Raw genomic sequence first — 21,061 nt, forward strand, 5'->3', positions numbered from 1 at the left:
TGTTGCACAAAATACTGTACAGAATAAATACAACCCGACTCAGAAACTATATTTCACCGACAGCTGCATACGCTGCATGTCTCCCTCATCATCGGCCAACTGGCCACTGATATTCTCCACCGACTTGCTGGCAAAAATATACTCACCACCCAGTGTCATCTTCGGCACCGGCGAATACATCAGATTCACGTGCAGGCTCTGGTAAGAAGACGGCGCAGTATCGGCAACCAACCCCGGGTTATCCGCTGCAGTTGCTGAAAGTACCAGGTTGCTGCGCCACTGCTCGTTCCAAAAGTGTCGCAGGGCAATATACCCACCGTGCTGGTCGATCAATTCAATATCGCCACTGACCGGATCGATGATGCCGGCGCGGTAGCTGTTCAGCCCCAGATAACGACCGAGCGCATTACCGTAGCTATACATAAAGCGCAGATCGTCGCGACCCAACTGCCATTTACCGGAAAGACTGACCGCGTGTCCCTGCTCCGATTCAGAGGAAGCATCGGTGCGGTCGTAGGCCAGTTCCCGACTCATGGACGCAATGGAATAATTGAGATCCCCAATGCGGTTGTTGTAACGCAGGATCAGGTCCGGGCGGCGGTTATCGTCGTAGGGGTTTTCCGCCCCGTTATACAAAGTGGTGGCCGGATTCTCGGCAGCCACCTGCAGGCTGCCGCTGCCAATGCTCTGGGTATAGCGAATCTGCGGCTGTCGCTCGAAAATCGTGCCCACCGGGCCAACAAAGTCCAGCCCCTCCGGCAATGCGCCCACATTGAAAAATGTTGACCAGGACTGACCGGCCAGCAGCGAACGGTCGCCATCGATTTCCCAGTCCACGTAGGCGTGGCGCAGACGCTGCGCATAGGAATTACTGATACGTTCATCGCCCTGGGCACCGGCCATGGCATCTATCTCGATATGGGTCTTCACGCTGCCCGCCCCCACATCCGTCGCGGACTTGAAAAACAGCCGGGTAGACTTGGCATGGGCGTTATAGTGCACATCGCCACCTTCGCCGCTGACCGCGCCACCAACCGGAATCGTGGACGGTACAAGGAAGTCTTCTCCCACACCGGCGGTAGCACCGCTGCCGTCGGAATAGTCACTGAAAATACTGTCCAGTTTGACGTAGCCACCAATCTGGATATTCGTGTTGCCAAAGGTCGGGGCCTTTGCCGGCTCCGGGTTTTCGATTTCGGCCGGGGGCGCAGTGAGCGCGTCCACCCGCGCCTGCAGCTCGGCGAGCCGCTGCTGTAGCTGCTTCGCGGACATTTCACCGGACACTTCACTTAACATTACACCTGATTGCTCGTTTTGGGCCAATGCCATCAGGGGAAAACCATTCACCATCGCTGCCAGCGCCACTGCACCGGCCAGTTTGCGGTTTTTTATTATTTTCACCGTCATAACTTTGTCCTTGCCGTTTGTTTGCCATTTGGATAACGCAAGTCCAAGCAAACAACGTCACGGATAACCGCGGTATTAACCATTGGTCTAAATCGGGGATGAATTAAGACCAATGTCTATACCCGGAGATCATACCCGGCGCAGGCATCCACCGCCTTTCGACTTTTGTCTAATACGTGCCGTCGCCGGCGCGATGACAAAATGCCCCTGAAAAGCAAAACACCGATAAAAACCGCATTGATGAAGAGGGCCGGTCCGTGACCAGTAACAGTGAAACCTACCCTGTCCCCGCAGCCTACGCCGCCAACACCCTGTTGGACGAAGCGCGCTACTTCGAGCTCTACAACCACTCCATTGAAGACAACGACGGTTTCTGGCGCGAACAGGCGCAGCGTATCGACTGGATTGAGCCGTTCACTCAGGTAAAAGATGTCTCCTTTGCCAAAGACGACCTGCATATTCGCTGGTTCGCCGACGGCAAGTTGAATGTGGCCGCCAACTGTCTCGACCGGCACCTGGCAGAGCATGCCGACACCACCGCCATCCTGTGGGTGGGCGACGAACCCGGTACCTCCAGAGCAATCAGCTACCGCGAACTGCACCGGGAGGTGTGTCGCTTTGCCAATGGCCTGAAAAGCCTCGGTGTGCAGAAAGGCGATGTAGTGACCATCTACATGCCGATGATTCCCGAAGCCGCCGTCGCCATGCTCGCCTGCGCGCGTATCGGCGCCGTGCACTCAGTAGTATTCGCCGGTTTCTCCCCCGAAGCGCTGGCAGGGCGCATGGACGACGGCAATTCCCGCACCCTGATTACCGCCAATGCCGGCCGTCGCGGCGGCCGCTCGGTACCCCTGAAACAGAACGTGGACAAGGCCGTGGCCCTGTGCTCGGAAACCACCGTGGAAAATGTGGTGGTGGTCAATTACACGGATGACGAAACACCCTGGAATGACAGGATCGACCGCGATTACGCCAATCTGGTGGCCGCCCAGAGTGACGACTGCCCGGCGGCAGTGATGGGCGCGGAGGACCCGCTGTTTATCCTCTACACCTCCGGCTCCACTGGCAAACCCAAGGGCGTGGTGCACACCAGCGGCGGCTACATCACCTACGCCTCGATCACCCACGAGTACGTCTTCGATTACCGCCGTGGCGAGCGCTACTGGTGCGCCGCCGATATCGGCTGGATCACCGGCCACAGCTATATCATTTACGGTCCGCTGGCCAACGGCGCCACCACAGTGATGTACGAAGGTGTCCCTCATTACCCGGATGTCACCCGGGTAGCGCAGATCATCGACGACCACGACATCAATATCCTGTACATCGCCCCCACCGCCATCCGCGCACTGATGGCAGAGGGCGACAAGCCCGTAGCCGGAGCTGATCTGAAAAGCCTGCGCCTGCTCGGCACCGTGGGTGAACCCATTAACCCGGAGGCGTGGAAGTGGTATCACCGGAACTTCGGGCGCGGCCAGTGCCCGATTGTGGATACCTGGTGGCAGACGGAAACCGGTGCCGCCATGCTCACGCCCCTGCCCGGCGCCACAGTCCTGAAACCCGGTGCCGCCACCCGCCCCTTCTTCGGCGTACAGCCGGCGCTGGTGGACAATGAAGGCAATATTCTGGAAGGCGCCACCGAAGGCAATCTGGTGCTGCTGGGTAGCTGGCCGGGGCAGATGCGCACGGTATTCGGGGATCACCAGCGCTTCGCCGATACGTATTTCAGCACCTTCGACAACATGTACTTTACCGGCGACGGCGCGCGCCGGGATGAAGACGGCTACTACTGGATCACCGGCCGGGTGGACGATGTGCTCAACGTATCCGGCCACCGCATGGGCACCGCAGAGCTGGAAAGCGCGTTGGTGGCACACGAAGCCGTCGCCGAGGCCGCCGTCGTGGGCTATCCCCACGATATTAAGGGCCAGGGCATTTACGTCTACGTCACCCTCAACAGTGGTGTCGAGCCCAGCGGCGCCATGCACAAAACCCTGTGCAACTGGCTGCGCAGCGAAATCGGCCCCATCGCCACCCCGGATGTGATCCAGTGGGCGCCGGGGCTGCCGAAGACCCGCTCCGGCAAGATCATGCGCCGCATCCTGCGCAAGGTCGCCGCCGATGAGTGCGATCAGCTGGGAGATACCTCCACCCTCGCCGATCCCGGCGTCGTGGATGAGCTGGTGGCCAACCGCGCTGCCGTCTCAGATAGCGCATAAGGCGCCCTTTCGCACACGCTCTGGCGCGGCCGCCACTTTCTTCGTAAAGTGGCGGCCTCACCAAAATGCAGGGGACGTAAAGCGATGCATCCTAATACCGCCCGGCAGTTCATCATCGCGGACGATCACCCGCTGTTTCGCGGCGCTCTGCGCCAGTCGATCCAGCACAATTATCCCAGCGCGACCATATTTGAGGCGAGCGACATGCAGAGCCTGCAACAGTGCGTGGCGGAACACCCGGAGTGCGACCTGTTGCTGCTGGATTTGCACATGCCCGGCGCTCACGGCTTCAGCGGCCTGATTTTCCTCAATGGCCAGTACCCACAGTTGCCGGTGATGGTGGTGTCGGCCAATGAAAAGCCGGAGATCATGCGCCGCGCCATCGACTACGGTGCCTGTGGCTTCCTGCCCAAATCCGCCCCGGTGGACCAAATTGCCGATGCGCTACAGCTGAGCCTGGCGGGAGAAATCTGGCTGCCACCGGCAGTGGCAGAATGCCACGAAGGCGGTAACGCCGACAGCGATGAGAGCGGCGTTGTGAACGTGATCGCCACCCTCACGCCACAGCAGTTTCGCGTCGCCACCATGCTCGCAGAAGGACTGCTGAACAAACAGATCGCCTATGAAATGCAGGTTACCGAGGCCACGGTCAAGGCACACCTCACGGCACTGTTCCGCAAGCTGAATGTCAACTCCCGCACCCAGGCAGTGCTGGCCCTCGGCAGCCTGGATGTGGAAGCGCCCGGGCAGTTTGCCCCACCTGCGCGCCCCGGGTCAAAACCGCTCAATTGAGTCTTTAATTTTCAGGGCAACCCAGTCAGAATTTTTCCACCGGTTGCTCAACCCCCTGCCCGCTGCGCACCAGGCGCCGGATCAGGTTGCGCAGTGCCGCGGGCTTCACCGGCTTAGCCAGATAGAAGCAACCGCGCTCGGCGGCGCTGTTGCGCACCGCTTCTGAAGTATCGGCACTGATCAATATACCGGGCAACGCGACCTGCCAGTGTGCACATAGCGCTTCCAGGGCGTCGATACCGGTCGCTTTGCAGTCCAGATGGTAATCGACGATCACCACCGCCGGCGGCGTTGGGTACGGCCAGCGCGCCAGAGCCTCGTCCAGTGACACCGCGGTAACCACCCGACAGCCCCAGCCGGTAAGCAGGCTCTCCATGCCCCGCAATATCTGACGTTCGTTGTCGACACACAGCACCGCCGCAGAAGCCAGACTGGCGCTACCGCCGATGCTGGGCGCCTGCACCGGCGCGGATTGTATTTCGCCCACCGGCACGCGGATACCAAACATGGATCCGCGGCCGGGAACGGATTCCAGGCGCAGACGGTGCCCCAGCAGATCCGCACTGCGGCGCGCGATTGCCAGCCCCAGTCCCAACCCTTTATCGGTGGCGCGCTCGCCGCTCCCGAGACGCACAAACTCGTCGAATATCTGCTCACGGGCATCGCGGGCGATGCCCGGCCCCGTGTCCCAGACCTGAATTTCCAGAACCCCCTGCTGTTCGCCGCCCCGGGGGATTTCAGTGCACCGGCGCACCCCCAACAGCACCCGTCCGCGGGATGTATAGTGCAGTGCATTACTGAGGAAGTTCTGCAGGATGCGTCGCAGCAGGTGGCGATCTGAATAGACCCAGGCATCGGTAGGTACATAGCGCAGGGACAGCCCCCGCTCACTGGCGAGTGCGGAGAACTCCGCATTGAGGCCATCGAGCAGCTGTCGCAGGGGGAAACTGGTGCGCTTCGGGGTCAGACTGCCGGCATCCAGTCGGCTGATTTCCCGCAGGGCACCGATAAGCTGCTCGGCGGAAGTCAGCGCGCTGTCGATATAGTGAATATCGTCGCCCATCTCCCGCCAGCTGCCAACTGCCGCTTTCTGCTGCAGCGAGGCGATCAACAACCGTGCCGCATTGATCGGCTGCAGCAGATCGTGACTGGTATGGGCGAGAAAACGGGTCTTGGCCGCGTGCAGTTCGCGGATCTTCACCTCCGCTTCGGCGCGACGGCGATTCTCCTGCTGCAGCGCTCGGTTACTCTCGGACAATTCCGCCGTGCGCTGCTGCACCCGGTCTTCCAGGCTGCGACGGTTCTCTTCCAACGCGTCCACTGCCGCCCGGTATTCGCTGATATCGGTAAATGTGGTGACAAAGCCTCCGCCGGGCATGGGCGTACCGCGCACCTCAACAATGGCAGCGGAGGGCAACCGGCGCTCGAAGCGGTGCGCACTGCCATGGCGCAACAGATCGATACGCCGCTGCACCTGGGCCTCCAATACCTGTAAATCCTCACTTTCTCCGTACAGCCCGCGCTCCGCGTTGTGCCGGTAGAGATTGGCCACCGGACAACCGATGTACAGCAGCCGCTCGGGATAATCGAACAGTTCCAGATACTGACGGTTCCAGGCCACCAGCCTGAGATCCGCGTCCACCACACTGATCCCCTGACTGATGGTTTCCACCGTGGTCTGCAGCAGTTCCTGACTGAAGCGCAACCGCTTTGAGGTGCTGTCCACCAGCCGAGCAATGTCTTCGAGTTTCAGCGGCCGATTGCTGTGCAGCAGCCCCATGACCTGATGCGCTGCCGCCGAGCCGACAATCCCTGCCAGCGTGCGCTCCGCTTCGCCAATCACAAATCGCGGCGCGGCATCGTCCGCCAGCAGGCGCTGCTGACTGCGCTGCTCGAAATCGTTCCAGATCTCCTCCAACCGGTCGCGCCCCACAAAAGGCTGCAACAGGCTGTGCAGCTGCCCCATGCGGATACCGGTAGGCACCATATCCGGCACCGGTTCGCCACTCTGCTCCGGAGACACGAAGGCCGCCGCCTGATGGCTATCGCCCTCACTTTGACGGGAAAAAATGGACACCCCTAGCAGCAACACCACATTGCACAGCAGACTCCAGAAAACCCCGTGGCTCAGGGGATCCAGCCCCGAAAGACCGAACAACTGCTGTGGCCGCAACCACTCGACGCCGAACGCCCCCTGCGCCAATAGATCAGCGGTGGGGAAAGTCGCAGGCAGCACCAGGCAATACAGCCACAGTCCGTAACCGGCGATCAGCCCCGCCCAGACGCCGCGCCGATGCGCGCGGGGCCAGTAGAGCGCAGCAATGAGCGCCGGAGCCAGTTGTGCTGCGGCGGCAAAGGACAGCAGGCCGATAGAGGCCAATGCCTCCATTCCGGTAATGGCCTGGTGCATGCCCCAACTCAACAGCATCAGCAGTAGAATGCTCACCCGACGGATCAAACGCAGGTGTTTCCCCAGGGAGACCGCGGTCAACCGGGTGTAGCGGCTCAGGTACAGCCACACTGGCGCCACCAGCTCATTGGACACCATCACCGCCAGGGTCACTGCGGCAACAATCACCATCCCGGTCGCGGCGGAAAAACCGCCGATATAGGCCAACATGGTGAGCGCGTTCTGGCCACTGTGCAGCGGCAGCGTCAGAACCAGGCTGTCCGGCGCACTCAGTCCCGCCGTCACCAGCGGCTGGCCGGCCAGTGCAATGGGCAGGATCAATACCGAAAACAGCACGAGGTAAGCGGGCAACAACCAGCGCGCTGTGTTCAGATCATCCGGATTGCGGTATTCCACTACCGCCATATGAAACTGTCGCGGCAGACAGATAATGGCGGCCATCGCCAGCAGGGTCTGGGTGAAGAAATTGACATCCGGAATCCCTCCCTGGAATTCCGGCGCCCAGTCTGCGCGCGGCACATCCACCCCGCCGCCGCCAGACATCAATAACCACAGGGCCAGCACCGCCACCGCAGCGAATGCCAGCAGCTTCACCAGCGACTCCATGGCAATCGCGGCCACCACCCCCTGGTTGCGCTCTCGCCCCTCCAGATGTCGGGTGCCGAACAGGATCGCAAACAGCCCCATCAGCAGTGCCGTGGCAAGCGCGGTATCCAGGTTAACGAAGCTCCCACCCTCGCCACTGCCGCCGATGGCTTCCCAACCCATGGTCACAGCGCGCAACTGGAGGGCGATATACGGCAGGCTGCCGACGATCGCCAACAGTGTTACCAGCGCAGACAGGCCGCGGCTTTTACCGTAGCGGGAGCCGATAAAGTCTGCGATGGACGTAACCTTCTGGCGCTCTCCCACTTGCACCAGTTTGCGCAGAAAACCGCCGGCGAACAGGAAAAGCAGAATCGGGCCGAGGTAGATCGGCAGATAACTCCAGGTATCGCTGACCGATTGCCCAACCGCCCCGAAGAAGGTCCAGGAGCTGCAATACACCGCCAGGGTGAGCCCGTATATGATCGGCCGGAAGCGCTGCATCCATTGTTTTCGCTGGTCCGCCCGCCACGCGACGACAAACAGCAGGGCCACGTACAACAGGGCGAAAAACAGCAGGAGGGGCTTGCCGATCATCAGATCCTCGGGTTCAGATGGCGTAAGAACATTCACACCTGTATACCCGAACGATGCCGGAGAAGGCAATTAGCGAAAGGTCCTGGCCCACAGGCACCGTATTCAACGGCTTTGACTGTCAGGCTAACGGATACTGAACTAGTCTCAAAAACGGGAGTATTTCACTTAACGATAATGCAACGAGATTCGCGACATGATCATTGCAACCGATATGCCCGAAGTCAGCCGCTGTGCAGCCATCGAATGTGCCTACAACACCGACTCCGCCTGCCACGCCCGTGCGATTACCATTGGCGATGGCCCGGATGACCCGGATTGCGATACTTTCTTCAGCAATACGCATCACACCAAGCGGCAGCGGTCTGCCGGCGTAGGCGCCTGCAAGGTCACCGGCTGTAACCACAATGTGGACTTTGAGTGCAGTGCCAACGAGATTGAGCTGGGCTACAACGGCGATTCCGTCAACTGCCTGACCTACGCTCACTGAAACGGGCTCAGACCTGACAAAAAAAGGGCGGGGAGCCGCAAAGCTCCCCGCCCTTTTTGTATCAAACCGCTATTTCGTTCAGTGCGCCACCTTGGACCCTTTCAGGCCGTAGTAGGCGATATACGCATAACACACCACCGGTACCAGGAAAGAGATCTGCAGGCCGGCGGTATCCGCCACCACACCCTGCAACAGCGGCACAATCGCACCACCCACAATCGCCAGGCACAGCACACCAGACGCCTGCCCCGCCTGTTTGCCCAGGCCCTGCAGCGCCAGGCTGAAGATGGTGGGAAACATGATGGAGTTGAACAGGCCCACCAGCAGGATCGCCCACATGGCCATCGCACCGGCACCGAGGATCGCGGCAAATACCAGCAGGATCGCCGCCACCGCATTGAACGCCAGCACCAGCCCCGGCGAAACGGTGCGCATCACTGCCGCACCGATAAAGCGGCCGACCATAGCGCCGCCCCAGTAATAGGCGATGTAGTGCGCTGCCTTGGCCTCTTCCATCGCCGCCACGCTGTCGAGGCCGAGGAAGTTCACCAGGAAGCTGCCGATGGACACTTCCGCGCCCACGTACACAAAGATACCCACAGCACCCAGCACCAGGTGGCGGTGGGACCACACGGAGTTGCCCTCTTCCGCCACTGCCTTGTCTTCGTGCATCTCGATCTGTGGCAATTTCAGCTGACTGAAGATGATCGCCAGCGCCGCCAGTACACCCGCCAGCATCAGGTAGGGCACTTTCACCGCATCCGCCTCTGCATCTGCGCTCAGAGCCTCGGCCCCCACGGTGGCGGCAGACAGGATCAACACACCGCCGAAGAACGGCGCCAGGGTGGTCCCCAGAGAGTTGAACGCCTGGGTCATGGTCAGGCGGCTGGAAGCCGTGGCCGGATCACCCAACGCAGTCACATACGGGTTGGCAGAAACCTGCAACAGGGTAATCCCCGAAGCCAGCACAAACAGCGCCCCCAGAAATACCGGATAAGAGTGGCTCTCCGCTGCCGGGTAGAACAGTAAACAGCCCAGTGCCGCAACCATCAGGCCACCCACGATGCCCTTCTGGTAGCCGATACGCTTCACCAGCGCGCCAGCCGGCAGAGATACAGTGGCATAGGCGCCAAAGAAACAGAACTGAATCAGCATCGCCTGGGTGTAACTCAGGTCAAATACCGCTTTCAGGTGGGGAATCAGGATATCGTTGAGGCAGGTCAGAAAGCCCCACATGAAGAACAGCACTGTGAGTGCCGTAAGTGCAAATCGGAAGTTGCCACCGGCGTCCGTGGCAGAAGAAGAATTGACGTCGGTCACTGGAGCCTGGATCCCGGCCATAGTGTTCACCTCTTATGATAGTTATTGTGCTGCTACATCGTTTAACGGGCGACAGCGGCAAAACCAACCCCGCACACTCAACCCGCAGCTCTCACATCTCGGTCACATCTCGGTTTAAACGCCGCGAGCGTAGCACGCAGCCCCGAAATGCCCCCGTACCACTTTGTTTTCCCGACGTCCCACTTGTGCCGCGGTGCAAACTGGAACCGACCCGACTGAGAAAACCAGGGAAAACTATCACAACAGCTAATTTCAATAATAAATATCAATGTCGCACTGCTGGTCATATTCCGTCATTAGGATTAACGACCAATAACCAGCAGTCACGGAGTGGCGCAAGGACACCCCAGTGCCCGTCAACGAAGCCATGGACAACACAAACCTCGCCTATCACGCCCTGTTCGACGAGCTTTCATCGGAGAGGCCCAGGTTGCTGCACTTTATCCGCAACCGTGTGCGCGACCCCAACGATGTGGAAGATGTCTACCAGGAAGCCATGCTGCGACTCGCCCGACAAATCCAGGGCAGCCCCTGGCCCGACCAGCCAGTGAGCTACCTGTACCGAATCATCATCAACGTCATCAACGATGATCTGCGCCGCAGCCGCCCCATGGACAACTTCGATGAAATCGATGGCGGCGAGGGGCTGCCTGGCGATCTCCCGCCGCCGGATCAGCAATTGCACGACCAACGCTGCCTGGCCCTGGTCAGCAAAGAACTGAATGCGCTGCCACCGCACACCAAAACCATCATCATCATGAGAAAGCTGCACGGAATGACCAATATCGAGATTGCCCGCCGCATGGGCTTCACCGCCAAAGGGGTGGAAAAGCAACTCAACCGGGCCCTGCGCGCCATTGAAGCTTCGCTGGCCAAACAACTGGACCACCACAGCGACTAACTCGCGCACCCAGCTCCGGAGGCAAACAGACTATGCACCGCAACCAGAAACTCAGCCGCCACGAAGAAGAACGTATCTACCGCTGGTTAGTCCACGGCGACGCCGAAGCCGCCAGTGCCAGCGATCGGGATCACTTCAATGCCTGGCTCGAACAGACTCCCGCCCGCAAGGCAAAGGCCCGTTCCGTCAACAACCTCTGGAACCACCCCGAGTTCCACCAGGCAGTCACCCTCATGGCCAGCAGCGAGGCCGCCAACCCCAGCCGCCCCAGAGCCTGGCAGCGCGGCAGCCGCCTGCGCGGCGCACTGAGTGTGGCCGCCTGCGTACTGGCCGTAGTGGCCAGTACCCAATTGTTGCTGGACAACACACAACCGGCCCCCGCAAGCCAGGTCTACCGCACCGCCCACGGCCAGACCGCGCACCATACCCTGAGCGACGGCAGCCAGCTGGACCTGAGTGCCAGCGCCCGCCTTGCGGTGGAGTACGGCGAGCACGCGCGACAGGTCCGCCTGTACGACGGCGAAGCCCGCTTCAGTGTGGCCAAGGATCGCCAGCGCCCGTTCACCGTCGAATCCCGTCACGCCACCATGCGCGCCCTCGGCACCGTGTTCGAGGTGGACCAGCGCAGTGGTATGACCGAACTGGTGGTACTCGAAGGTACCGTCGCGGTACACCCGCTGGAATCCCCGCAGCGACGTGTGGAAGTTACCGCCGGCCACCGGGTCCGCATCGGCGAGCAACGCCTGGCCAAGGTGGAAAGCTTTGATCTCAAGGAATACCGCAGCTGGCTCGACGGCCAGGTACAGGCCGACAAGCTGCCGCTGGCGGAACTGCTCACCGAACTCAACCGCTATGCAGAAAAACCAATCGTCGCCCGCGGCGGCGCCGCCCGGCTACCGGTCAGTGGCAGCTTTGCCCTGGACAAGATGGAGAGCAATATCGAAATCCTCGCGCGCCTGCACCGCCTGCAGGTAGAGCACACCGCGGATGCCGTGGTACTGCGCGAGCAATGAGAGGGGTCAGAAGTCGTAGCTGAAGCGCAGCTCGTAGCGGCGCCCTTGTTGGTAACGTAAAAACGTCTGCCCACCCTGCTGGTAGTGGTGGTCGTCATCCAGCAGGTTTTCGACCGCAAAAGCGATGCTGGCATCGGCTAACAGCGGTCGGTTGTAAGCCAGAGACAGGGTGCCGCGGGGGCGGCGGTATACCGAGGGCACGTCGAAGGTATTACTGACGATATACAGCTCGCCGCCGGATTGTTGATAAGTCAGCGACAACCGCTGGCCGCTGTGCAGGTGCTGATAGCGCAACTGCACACTGCCGAGATACTCCGGCTGCCCCTGCATCGCCCGTTCACCGGATTCGCGCCCCACCTCCGCAGGAATGTCCACTTCGGAATCCAGTCTGGCAAAGCTGGATTTCACCGACAGCTCGTGAGCCTCTGCCCACAGGCGCCGCCAGTCCAGCTCCAATTCGTAACCGTAGAGGGTGGCCGCCTCCGTATTGACGTAGGTGAAGACATTGAAGGTGCGATCGCTGGAGATCACCGGATCAAAAAATACCCCCTCAATGGCACTGTCGATGGATTTGTAAAACCCCAGCAACTTGGCTCGTACACCGCGCTCCTCGTCCTGCCACTGCCAGCGCAGATCCCAGTTTTCTGCCCACGCCGCCTCCAGGTTGGGGTTGCCGGTCATTTGGATACGCAGCTCCACATCCTCGTAGCGCCGCGGCATCAATTCATTCACCCCCGGCCACACGGCGGTTTCGCTGTAGCCCAGGTGCCACTGTTGCGAGTCCGAGGGCGAGTAGCGCAGGGCGGTGGAAAACAGATCGGTGCGCTCATCCAGCAACGGCACCCAGGCCTCCGGCGCCGCGTCCCAGAAATCCGCCCGCACCCGGTCGCGCTCGTGGCGCGCGCCCAGCAGCCACTGCCAACGGTGCCGGAAATGGAAATCCGCCAGCAGGTAGCCCGCGCGGTTGCGGTGTTCCGAGGCGTAAAAACCACCATCCAGCGCCGGTGGCGTCAGCCCCAGGTCGGAGACGTTATCCAGCAGAAAGCCATCCTCTCCCGGCAGGCCGACAATATTATCCGGGGTGAGAATCTGCGCGGGATCGTTCTGTTCCATCAATACCTGATCCGCATCGATATCCCCCTTGGCGATAAAGGTGTAGTCCAACAGGTAGCCGTCCTGGCGCGCCCGCAGCGCGTCCAGTCCCCACTTTACCTCGCCGGACCAATCCGCCCCCAGTGACCAGCTGGTAGCCAGGCTGAAGCCCGCGCTCAAGGCTTCCTCCTCCATCGCCTCCCAGCCCACCCCGAAACCTTCGGAGCCGGTCTCAAAGCGGTAGGAGCCGTTCTGCTGGCGGTGGTAGCGGTAGCTCACATCGTAGGGGCGCTGGTAATCGGAGTGGGCGCTGGTCAGGTGCCAGTTTGCCCCCAGCTCATCGTCCGCACCCAGCGTGTGGCTGCCATATAACTGCCCCAGGGCCATCTGCCGCTCGGTCCAGTTAAACAGGCTGCGCAGGGTTTCCTCGCCGTTTCCCAGCGTGCTGCCGTTAGCACTGAAAGCCTCGGAGAGGATCTGCTGGCTGTGGTCGGTGCTCTGGCGCAACAGCAACAGATTGGCGCCAACATGCTGGCGCTCGTCAAACCCGTAGCCCAGGGCCAGCAAGCCACTGACATTGACGGTGTGATCCAGGCGCCGGTGGCGGGAGGCCTCGCTGGCATACAGGGTGTCCGCCCCAGTCTCGCCACCCTGCCCCATATCCTGGCGAACCGTACTGCGACGCTGCAATACGCTGGATTCCACCGCCAGCTGCTGCCAATCAGTCTGGTACCCCAGAGCACCGCTCAGGCCCCAGCGATGTTGCCCGGCTCGCCAGGCGCGGCCTCCGCTGATATGAGCCAGGGTATCGGCGCCAGCATTGCCGGTGCGCAGGGCATAGTCCGTGGGAATGGCCTCCCCCGCCGCCTTCCGCGGCCCCTCGGGCCACACATCCGGATGGCCCAGGTGGGCGCTGTCGGCAATCACCGCGGGCAAATCGCGGCCGCCATCGTCCACCCCCAGCCAGTCCTGCGCGCCCACATGCCCGCGCAGTACCGCTTCGCCACTGGTGCCGCTGCGGTAGGCTCCGCCGGTCACCAGGGTAAGCTGGTTCTGCTCGGGAATACGGCGGGTTTCAATATTCAGGACCCCGGCGCTGGCACTACCCGGGGCATCGGCGAATACGGATTTGTGCAGGTCCACCTGGTTGAGAATATGCACCGGGAAAATATCCAGCGGTACCCGCTCGCTGGAAGGGTCCAGGCTCGGTATGGCGGCGCCATTCAAACGCACGGATTGATAGCGCCCACTCATACCGCGAATCACCGCGTAGCGCTGCTGCTCCATTTTTACCCCGGACACCAGTGCCAGTGCCGATGCGAGATCGGTAATACCCAGGTGCTGGATATCCTGCAACGCCACCACCGCATCGGCGCCGCCGGCGTAACTGCCGTAGCGGCCATCTTCACTGAGCGTGTCACCGGGGCGATAGCGGCGGCCCTCTACACGCACTTCTGAAAGCTGCGCTGTTGGCGGTGTGGGTTGTACGGCGGCTCCCCCTGTGGACGTCCTCTGCGCTTCCCGGAATACCACCAGTGTCCCATCGATTATGGAAAACGCCAGGCCGTGAGGTGCCAGCAGCTGGCGCGCGCGGACTTCAAAGCGCTCACAGGCCGTTGGTATTGACACCTGCCGCCCTTCTACAAGATCCGGGCTGGTCACCAGCCGATACCCGCCCTCGGCGCTCAGTTGCTCCAGGGCGCGCATCAGTGACGCCGGGTTGATATTGCGACTTTTGTTATTGTTGTTGTGAAAAGTACAGCCTTCCGTATCCGCCGACACCTCATTAACTGTGTGCGCGGCCACCTGCCCCGCAGCAAAAATCAGCCCCGGCACACAGAGCAACAGATACGACCGCGCCAGCGCGCGGATTAAGATCGGGCAGGGAATATTCAGAAGCAACAACCCCGGAGAGCGCTTTATGGATTTTTCTATGCCAGCGAATGGCCATGCTGGCAGAGGGGCGTTGCAGAAAAATGACAAACGGACGGGCGGCAACGCGAATCTCGTCACTCGTCATTCCGGCGAATGCCGGAATCCATCACCACGGAGCTGGATTCCGGATCAAGTCCGGTATAACGCTACTGGCCGGGAATGACTCCGTACTGGCGTAAATAATTACAGCGCGAGAAAAAAGGCGCAGCCCAAAGGGCTGCGCAAGGGGGACTCTGATTGTTGTGTTAGGGGGCAACAATCAGTTACAAGCGGGCGCGCTCCAGAATGAAGCGGTAGAGAAGCCAGTAGCGCTGCCAGAGGCCGGCAGGTGCATGCTGGCAGAAGTATTGGCGTTACCGGCGGAGCAGCTGTACTCAAGCGTAGTGAATACCGTGGAACCACCGGTGTAGGCAGTGGAAGTATCGTCACACACACCGGTGTAGTTGGAGTCGATTACCACGTTTTCGAAAGAAGCATCGGTGCCTTCTTTCAACTTGAACGGTACATCAATGGAATCGCCAGCTTTATTCAGCGTAAGAGTCACATTTTCCACCATGCCTTTGGCGCGTGGGGTAGCACCGTAAGTATTGGGATTGTTGGCCAGCTCAAACGCATGGTCGGCGCCGTTGTCCTGCAGAATGCTGACGTTGGTCAGTGAACCCTGGAAACCTTCATCCCAGTCCACACTATCGTCTTCATTACAGGTCAACCACAGGTTGGAAACGGCAGCATTACCACCGAAGAACTCGATACCGTCGTCCTGGTTGTTGTGCACATGCACGTTGGAAATAGAGGTAGAGTCGTTGACGGTGTACAGGGTCAGACCGTTGATTTCGCTAGCGGTCGCGACTTCGTGACCGCCCTCGGCGATCACCACGTAAGACAGGGTACCGCTACTCATGCTGGTGTTCAGGTACTTACCGCCACCGTAGTAATAACCGCCGGCCACGCCTTCCATTTCACAGGTATCCACACCGGCAGAGCTCGGGCAGTTGTTGCTTTCACCGAAGCCCGCGAGAACCAGGCCGCCCCACTCACCGGAGCCATCCATATTGTCGTCCAGCGAAGAAAATACAATCGGATTGAGGTTGCTACCCTGAGCATCAATCTGTGCACCGCGGGAAATCACCAGTGCCGAGTTGCTTTCCACCGCACCGGCGATTTGGGCACCGGCTTCGATCTGCAGTACGGTTTTGTCTACGGTGGCGGGGTTGGCGTTCTGGGTGTTGCCGTTACCGACGACGACGATACCCGGCAGGGTCCAGACGATTGGATCACCGTCTTCGTTCTCAACTGCAAGAACAACAGTATCGTCTTCAACAATACTGGCAGGCAGATCACAACGAACGTAATCACCGCCGTTAAAATTCACTTCATCAATATAGGTCCCATTTTCGTTACACTCGCCGTCAAGACCGAGGGTCGTTTCCGCAAAGGAACCGGCAGACAAGAGCATCAAGCTCAAAGACAAGATTGTCTTTTTCATTTCCATTCACTCCAAATATAAAATTGAAAAGTAAGAAAAACCGAAAAATCAAACCTGAAAAACCAACCAGGCAAATCCACCATACCCATACAAAATTTCGATAACATTACCAAAACAGAAAAATAAAAATAAAAATGAACTAAAAAAAACAGAAAACCCATAAAATATAGAGACGGAAAAAACAGAAACGTGCGACATTTATTCTAATGAATATTTCCTTACAAAAACAAAAAGCCGGGCGAAAGCCCGGCCAACAAAAGAATCAATTATAAACCATCAATCATCAACAATATCGAAACCAGCCTCAATCGGAATAAAGTAATCCAAAACACCCAGATACTCCGACTCTTTTACAAACCCCATATCAACGGTCTTAGAGGAAGAATAATCTGATTCTGCGGACCCGAGATTTACGACATTTGCCACCGGGTACTTTATAGCCCTCCATTCCTCAAATACCGCCACACCTTCCAGATCATTATCAAAATCAGTATCCGTAGTATCGTCAGAGAGTGCCCAGTCGATCCGGTAAATATCATGATTCGCACGTCCGGGAACAGATACGGTAGCAGAGTTTGCTACATTTCCAGGAATCCCGATAATTTCAGTAACACTAAAGTTATCCTGTACAGCATTGTTGAATACCATGTTATTGGAGAATTCTGTGCAGTCTGCTGCCACCTGATTAAAAACAATTTCCGTACCCAAAAGTGGTGCAGAGGTTTCATCGACTCTCAAGCAATAATCCATCATTTCCCCATAGCCGGGAGAATGAGGGTTGGGGTTTTTATCTTCCTCTTCAAAATCCGCGCTGTCGGTTCCCATCAAGCTGTTGTATAGAAACAGGCCTGAACCGCCATTCAGTTCCGCCATCGCACTTAAACCATCGCCAAAATCGTGTGGGTCAATTTCATACCCCTCAAGGGTCAGGTTGGCAATTGTGGGCATGGAACGAGGCAGATCATCTTCATGCCCGGGCGCTCCATTTTGCCCCCGAATAGCCACCTGGGAAAAGTACGGCTTTCCATCGCCACCCTCAGACACCATTTTGAAGTCAGGGATATCATCCGCATCATCCTGTTCATTGGCCCAAACCAGGCTGACGAACTGCATTGTGCCCTGATAACCGTGATTCCACCGGATATGGCTGCCCCACACCGGTTCCGGATCATTCACTTGGAGGTTGCGAATATTAACTGCGCCGCCATCAATTGCGATTGCAGAAACACCATAGTCCACAGGGTTCAGGTATTCCCAATCTCCACTAAAGTACAGGTTTTCAACCAGCCCACCTCGACCAACGCTGTTGAGTTGGAAAAACCCACCGAGCATATGCATATTTTCTATATGCAAGTTGCCGTGATCGTTATCGTAGCCACCGTAATAACCGAATTCACCTTTGATATTGCAGATACGGCTACCGGCTTCGGCCATGGCATCCGGACACTGATTATTGCGGCCAAACCCATCGACAATCACACCGCGCCAAGGAAGTACATCTTGGTCTAGTGGTTCACCAACCGTAAAGCTATTTACTCGTTCAAACTCGAGCAACCCGAGCATACTAACAGGACCAAACGCATCTGGTTCCTCCTCGTCGACAATGCTCTCGCCACCAATCACCAGAAGCTCTCCGCCCCGGGTTACATGCAAGCCACCATTGTGTGATGACATAACAATCGCGGAAGCCTCTATACCCAGAGTTACCGGATCGGCTTTCATCGCCTCCACTTGGGCCAGGTCGGTAATTTCCAGGTGCCCTTCACCCACACGAACCAGGCCATTCAATAACCACAGCGTAGGCAGAGGGTCCCGTTCAACCTCAAGCTCGCGGGGAAAGAAATTTCCCTCATCATCCAGCACGGTAACCTGCACAACGTCCACCACTGGCTCGCCGTTTTCTACAGCTACTGCGTCCCGGCCGGTATAAGTGGTGAGTACGAAATCTTCGGTGATGGTGCCGCGCAGGCCACACACGTTGAAGCGAGGATAGTGATCACGACCTTCCGTTATGTTGTGGCCATCCGGGTCAACCACTACATACCGGGTTCCGGTGGTGTACACATAATCGTCTTCCAGCACGCCCTGAAAATCACACTCCGCCGCCAGCAAAACCCCTACAGAATCACTCCAACCCAGATACCAGTCATCCACGGAATCCCGCACCGAGCCCATATAGCCCACACCGGCATTCAGGTAGTTGGCGCTGGCGCCGGCAAGGGAAAAATCAATGCTGGATTCAATGCCCGGAATATCCTCACCCGTGGCAACAAAGTTGCTGTCCAGTACTGCGGCTACTTCATATACGCCGCTCTGGCTCTGGGTGGTGGCAGCGTAGTCCTGGCCGCTCTCTTCTTCTTCAGCGGAGACGGTGGCGTCACAGTCCAGCACCACGTTGTCAAAGTGGATCTGCGCCGGGTCGGTCGATTGCAGGCTGTTGGTGGCCGGGTCGTCGATATCCAGGCAGGTGTTGAAGTCCGCCACTACCGAGTTGTACAGCAACAGGCCGCTGCCCTGCTCCAGCAGGATGGCGGTGTCGGCACTATCGGAACCCTTGGCGGTAATGTTCGCCAGTACCGGGCGCGAGCGCGGCGCGGCATCGTGGTCCTCTGCGCGGTTGCGACCGTGCAGGGCGTGGCCATGGCTGGCCTCGCCGGCCTGCAGAATGGCGTACTGCAGGGTGCCGCGGTAACCGTTGCTCCACTGCACCTGGTCACCGGCGGCATCCGCTACCAGCAGGTTTTTGATATTCGCCGCGCCGCCGTTCAGGGCCAGGCCCGCACTGGCGGAATCCGCAATATCCAGGTAATGCACTGCACCGGCTTCACTGACCTCCTTCAGGGTGAGTGCCGGCTGGCCGTTGCCGGCATTCAGCAGGCGCAGGTAGTTGATATCCACAAACTGACGCTGAGCCAATGCGCACAGCTCATCGCTGTCGCAGCTGTCGGCCAGGCCATTGATGGTGATACCGCCCCAGCCGCTTTCGCCGTCGGCAGGTGCCAGCTCCACCGACCGGGTACTGCTGCCCTGCACACGGAGGGCCACACCGGGGTTGACGATAATGGATGCACTGCCGGCCAGCTGGACCCTGGAATCACTATCCAGAATCACATTGTGGGGCGCTTGCAGGCGCGCCTGTTGCTGCGCGGCTTCCAGGTCGGCAAAGTCTTCCCCCAGGGTGAGTGCGCCATTGATGCGCCAGACAATCAGCTCACCATTGATGTCGTTATCAAAGTAGAGGTTGCCCGCGTGCTGGCCCTGGAGTTCACACACGCGGTAAGTGCCACTGCCAATGATCACCGTTTCCTCCAACAGGGTGCCGGCGCCGTAGCAGTCCGCATAGGTGAGCGCAAGACCGAAGCGCTCCACCAGAGAACCGGATGCTGGCAGGCTGCCACCGGTAACCCCGGCAATGGCGGTATTGCTGATGGCCAGCTCCGGGGTCAGGTCCGGATTGAGGGTGTAAATATTTTCACCCGCCGCCAACACCTGTTGCGCGTAGTTGCTGCCATCCTCTGCGGCTCTGTTGGTTTCCGTGCAGTAGAGGGCGCTGTTGGCCAATGCCACCTGGGTGTTGCCATCGGCAATCTCCAGGCAGTGGTTAAAGCCCTGCACCACCGCATTATCAATACGGATACTGCCACCACCGGCCAGTGCAATTGCGCTGCCGGCATTGAGGGATTGATCCACCAGGGTGAGACCGGAAATCGACACGCCGGGGGATTCGCCAGTATCCAGCCCGGCCCAGGCACCGCCGGTCATGGCACTCTGCTCGCCTTGCAGGGCCGCGCCTTCCCCCTGGTGGTAAATAACACTGTTATTTACCGTGCCCGAGAAACCGCTGTGCCAGTGCACGGCGTGATCCCGGTTGCCCTTGGCCAACAGGCTCAGCTCCTGTGTGCCACCGTTCAGGGTGACACCGGACTTGGCGCTGTAAAAGACACCCTGAGGGTCAAACGTCTGCCCCAGCAGCGGCGCGTTGAAGGTAATGGCTGCATCCAATGTGGCACCATCGACCTCGCCCCCGGCTTCCGCGGCGAAACCATTGAAGCCAGTGCGGAAAGCAGTCTGGCTCAGATTGTCTTTGCGGAGCAATACGACTTTCTCGAGGCTCTCCGTCTGGGAGAGGCCACCAAAATAGCCCCACTCGCCCTGGATATTACAGAAGTTGTCGGCGCTGACGCTGCTGCCGCAATCCGGGTGGTAGCCAAAGCCATTGACCACAACCCCGCCCCATTCGCCGCCGCCGATATTGTCGTCATCCACGGAGGCAATATCGGCACTCAGCCGCGCGTTGCGGTGTACCACCACCACGGCACCGGGTTTGGCGTAGAGGGTTTCGTCAGTTTGCAACAAGTACACCGGGTCGGCCTGCAGCTCTGCCAGGGTGGCGTAACTTTTGCTGAGGCCGATTTCATAGGTGCCGTCCAGCACCCATACCAGTGGCTGGTAATTGTGGCTGCGCTTCAGGATCACCTCTTCCTGCTGGCCAATATCCGTATTGAGTACGCAGGCCTGGGTTTCTACACCGTTGACCATGATCGGGTCGGTGGGTGTGCCCACTACGCCGTTGTCGGCAAGTTCACACTGCTGCAGGGCCAGGTCCTGGGGTTGCTCCTGAGCAACTTCATTGGAGACGTCGCCGGAGCAGCCACCCAGTAACAGGGCGATACTACCGGCGAGGAAGGCGCGGCTGAGCAGGCTCCGGCCAAACAGCGGTGCAAGGCGCTGCGGTAGTGCTGCGCCGGGGCGGCCCGGGGCGGCTGCCGATGTTTTTTTGTGATGCAACATAATTT

The 21,061-nt window shown here is 59.2% G+C and carries 11 protein-coding genes and 1 pseudogene; 5 read left to right on the forward strand and 7 right to left on the reverse strand.

Annotation, left to right across the window (positions count from 1 at the left end):
* Positions 1-39: 39 nt before the first annotated feature.
* Positions 40-1,407 (reverse strand): DcaP family trimeric outer membrane transporter, encoded by a 1,368-nt coding sequence (locus tag LPW13_RS10325; RefSeq protein ID WP_230435170.1) that lies wholly within the window; start codon positions 1,405-1,407, stop codon positions 40-42.
* 257 nt (positions 1,408-1,664) lie between these two features.
* Between LPW13_RS10325 and acs the strand changes: the two genes are divergently transcribed.
* Both acs and LPW13_RS10335 read left to right on the forward strand, forming a co-directional pair.
* Positions 1,665-3,626: an acetate--CoA ligase gene (gene acs, locus LPW13_RS10330; RefSeq protein ID WP_230435172.1), complete on the forward strand. Its 1,962-nt coding sequence runs from the start codon at positions 1,665-1,667 to the stop codon at positions 3,624-3,626.
* 84 nt (positions 3,627-3,710) lie between these two features.
* Positions 3,711-4,418 (forward strand): response regulator transcription factor, encoded by a 708-nt coding sequence (locus tag LPW13_RS10335; protein ID WP_230435173.1) that lies wholly within the window; start codon positions 3,711-3,713, stop codon positions 4,416-4,418.
* A 25-nt stretch (positions 4,419-4,443) separates the two neighbouring features.
* Here the strand turns inward: LPW13_RS10335 and LPW13_RS10340 are convergent, their stop codons facing one another.
* A complete protein-coding gene (locus tag LPW13_RS10340; RefSeq protein WP_230435175.1) occupies positions 4,444-8,046 on the reverse strand; it encodes a PAS domain-containing hybrid sensor histidine kinase/response regulator in 3,603 nt (1,200 codons plus the stop codon).
* Between the two features lie 157 nt (positions 8,047-8,203).
* On the opposite strand from LPW13_RS10340, the gene LPW13_RS10345 reads away from it, so the two are divergent.
* The gene (locus tag LPW13_RS10345; RefSeq protein WP_230435177.1) at positions 8,204-8,497 is read left to right on the forward strand and encodes a DUF1540 domain-containing protein; all 294 of its coding nucleotides are present in this window, start codon (positions 8,204-8,206) and stop codon (positions 8,495-8,497) included.
* A gap of 78 nt (positions 8,498-8,575) precedes the next feature.
* On the opposite strand, the gene LPW13_RS10350 is transcribed toward LPW13_RS10345, so the two are convergent.
* Positions 8,576-9,838, reverse strand: coding sequence for a sugar MFS transporter (locus LPW13_RS10350; RefSeq protein ID WP_230435178.1), 1,263 nt, complete (start codon positions 9,836-9,838; stop codon positions 8,576-8,578).
* A gap of 349 nt (positions 9,839-10,187) precedes the next feature.
* On the opposite strand from LPW13_RS10350, the gene LPW13_RS10355 reads away from it, so the two are divergent.
* Both LPW13_RS10355 and LPW13_RS10360 read left to right on the forward strand, forming a co-directional pair.
* Positions 10,188-10,739: an RNA polymerase sigma factor gene (locus LPW13_RS10355; protein WP_230435179.1), complete on the forward strand. Its 552-nt coding sequence runs from the start codon at positions 10,188-10,190 to the stop codon at positions 10,737-10,739.
* 32 nt (positions 10,740-10,771) lie between these two features.
* Positions 10,772-11,752 (forward strand): FecR family protein, encoded by a 981-nt coding sequence (locus LPW13_RS10360; RefSeq protein ID WP_230435180.1) that lies wholly within the window; start codon positions 10,772-10,774, stop codon positions 11,750-11,752.
* Between the two features lie 6 nt (positions 11,753-11,758).
* Here the strand turns inward: LPW13_RS10360 and LPW13_RS18250 are convergent, their stop codons facing one another.
* The 4 genes and pseudogenes from LPW13_RS18250 to LPW13_RS10375 form a co-directional block, all read right to left on the reverse strand.
* On the reverse strand, positions 11,759-13,504 hold the full coding sequence (locus LPW13_RS18250) for a TonB-dependent receptor domain-containing protein (protein WP_377564454.1): 1,746 nt from the start codon (positions 13,502-13,504) through the stop codon (positions 11,759-11,761).
* A 441-nt stretch (positions 13,505-13,945) separates the two neighbouring features.
* Positions 13,946-14,551 (reverse strand): annotated as a pseudogene (locus LPW13_RS18255) (TonB-dependent receptor plug domain-containing protein); the annotation flags it as partial.
* Positions 14,552-15,038: 487 nt separating this feature from the next.
* Positions 15,039-16,265 (reverse strand): hypothetical protein, encoded by a 1,227-nt coding sequence (locus LPW13_RS10370; RefSeq protein WP_230435182.1) that lies wholly within the window; start codon positions 16,263-16,265, stop codon positions 15,039-15,041.
* A gap of 276 nt (positions 16,266-16,541) precedes the next feature.
* Complete coding sequence (locus LPW13_RS10375) at positions 16,542-21,056, reverse strand: hypothetical protein (protein ID WP_230435183.1); 4,515 nt, start codon at positions 21,054-21,056, stop codon at positions 16,542-16,544.
* Between the last annotated feature and the right edge of the window lie 5 nt (positions 21,057-21,061).

Origin of the sequence: Microbulbifer celer (assembly GCF_020991125.1) — a bacterium.
GTDB lineage: Bacteria > Pseudomonadota > Gammaproteobacteria > Pseudomonadales > Cellvibrionaceae > Microbulbifer > Microbulbifer celer.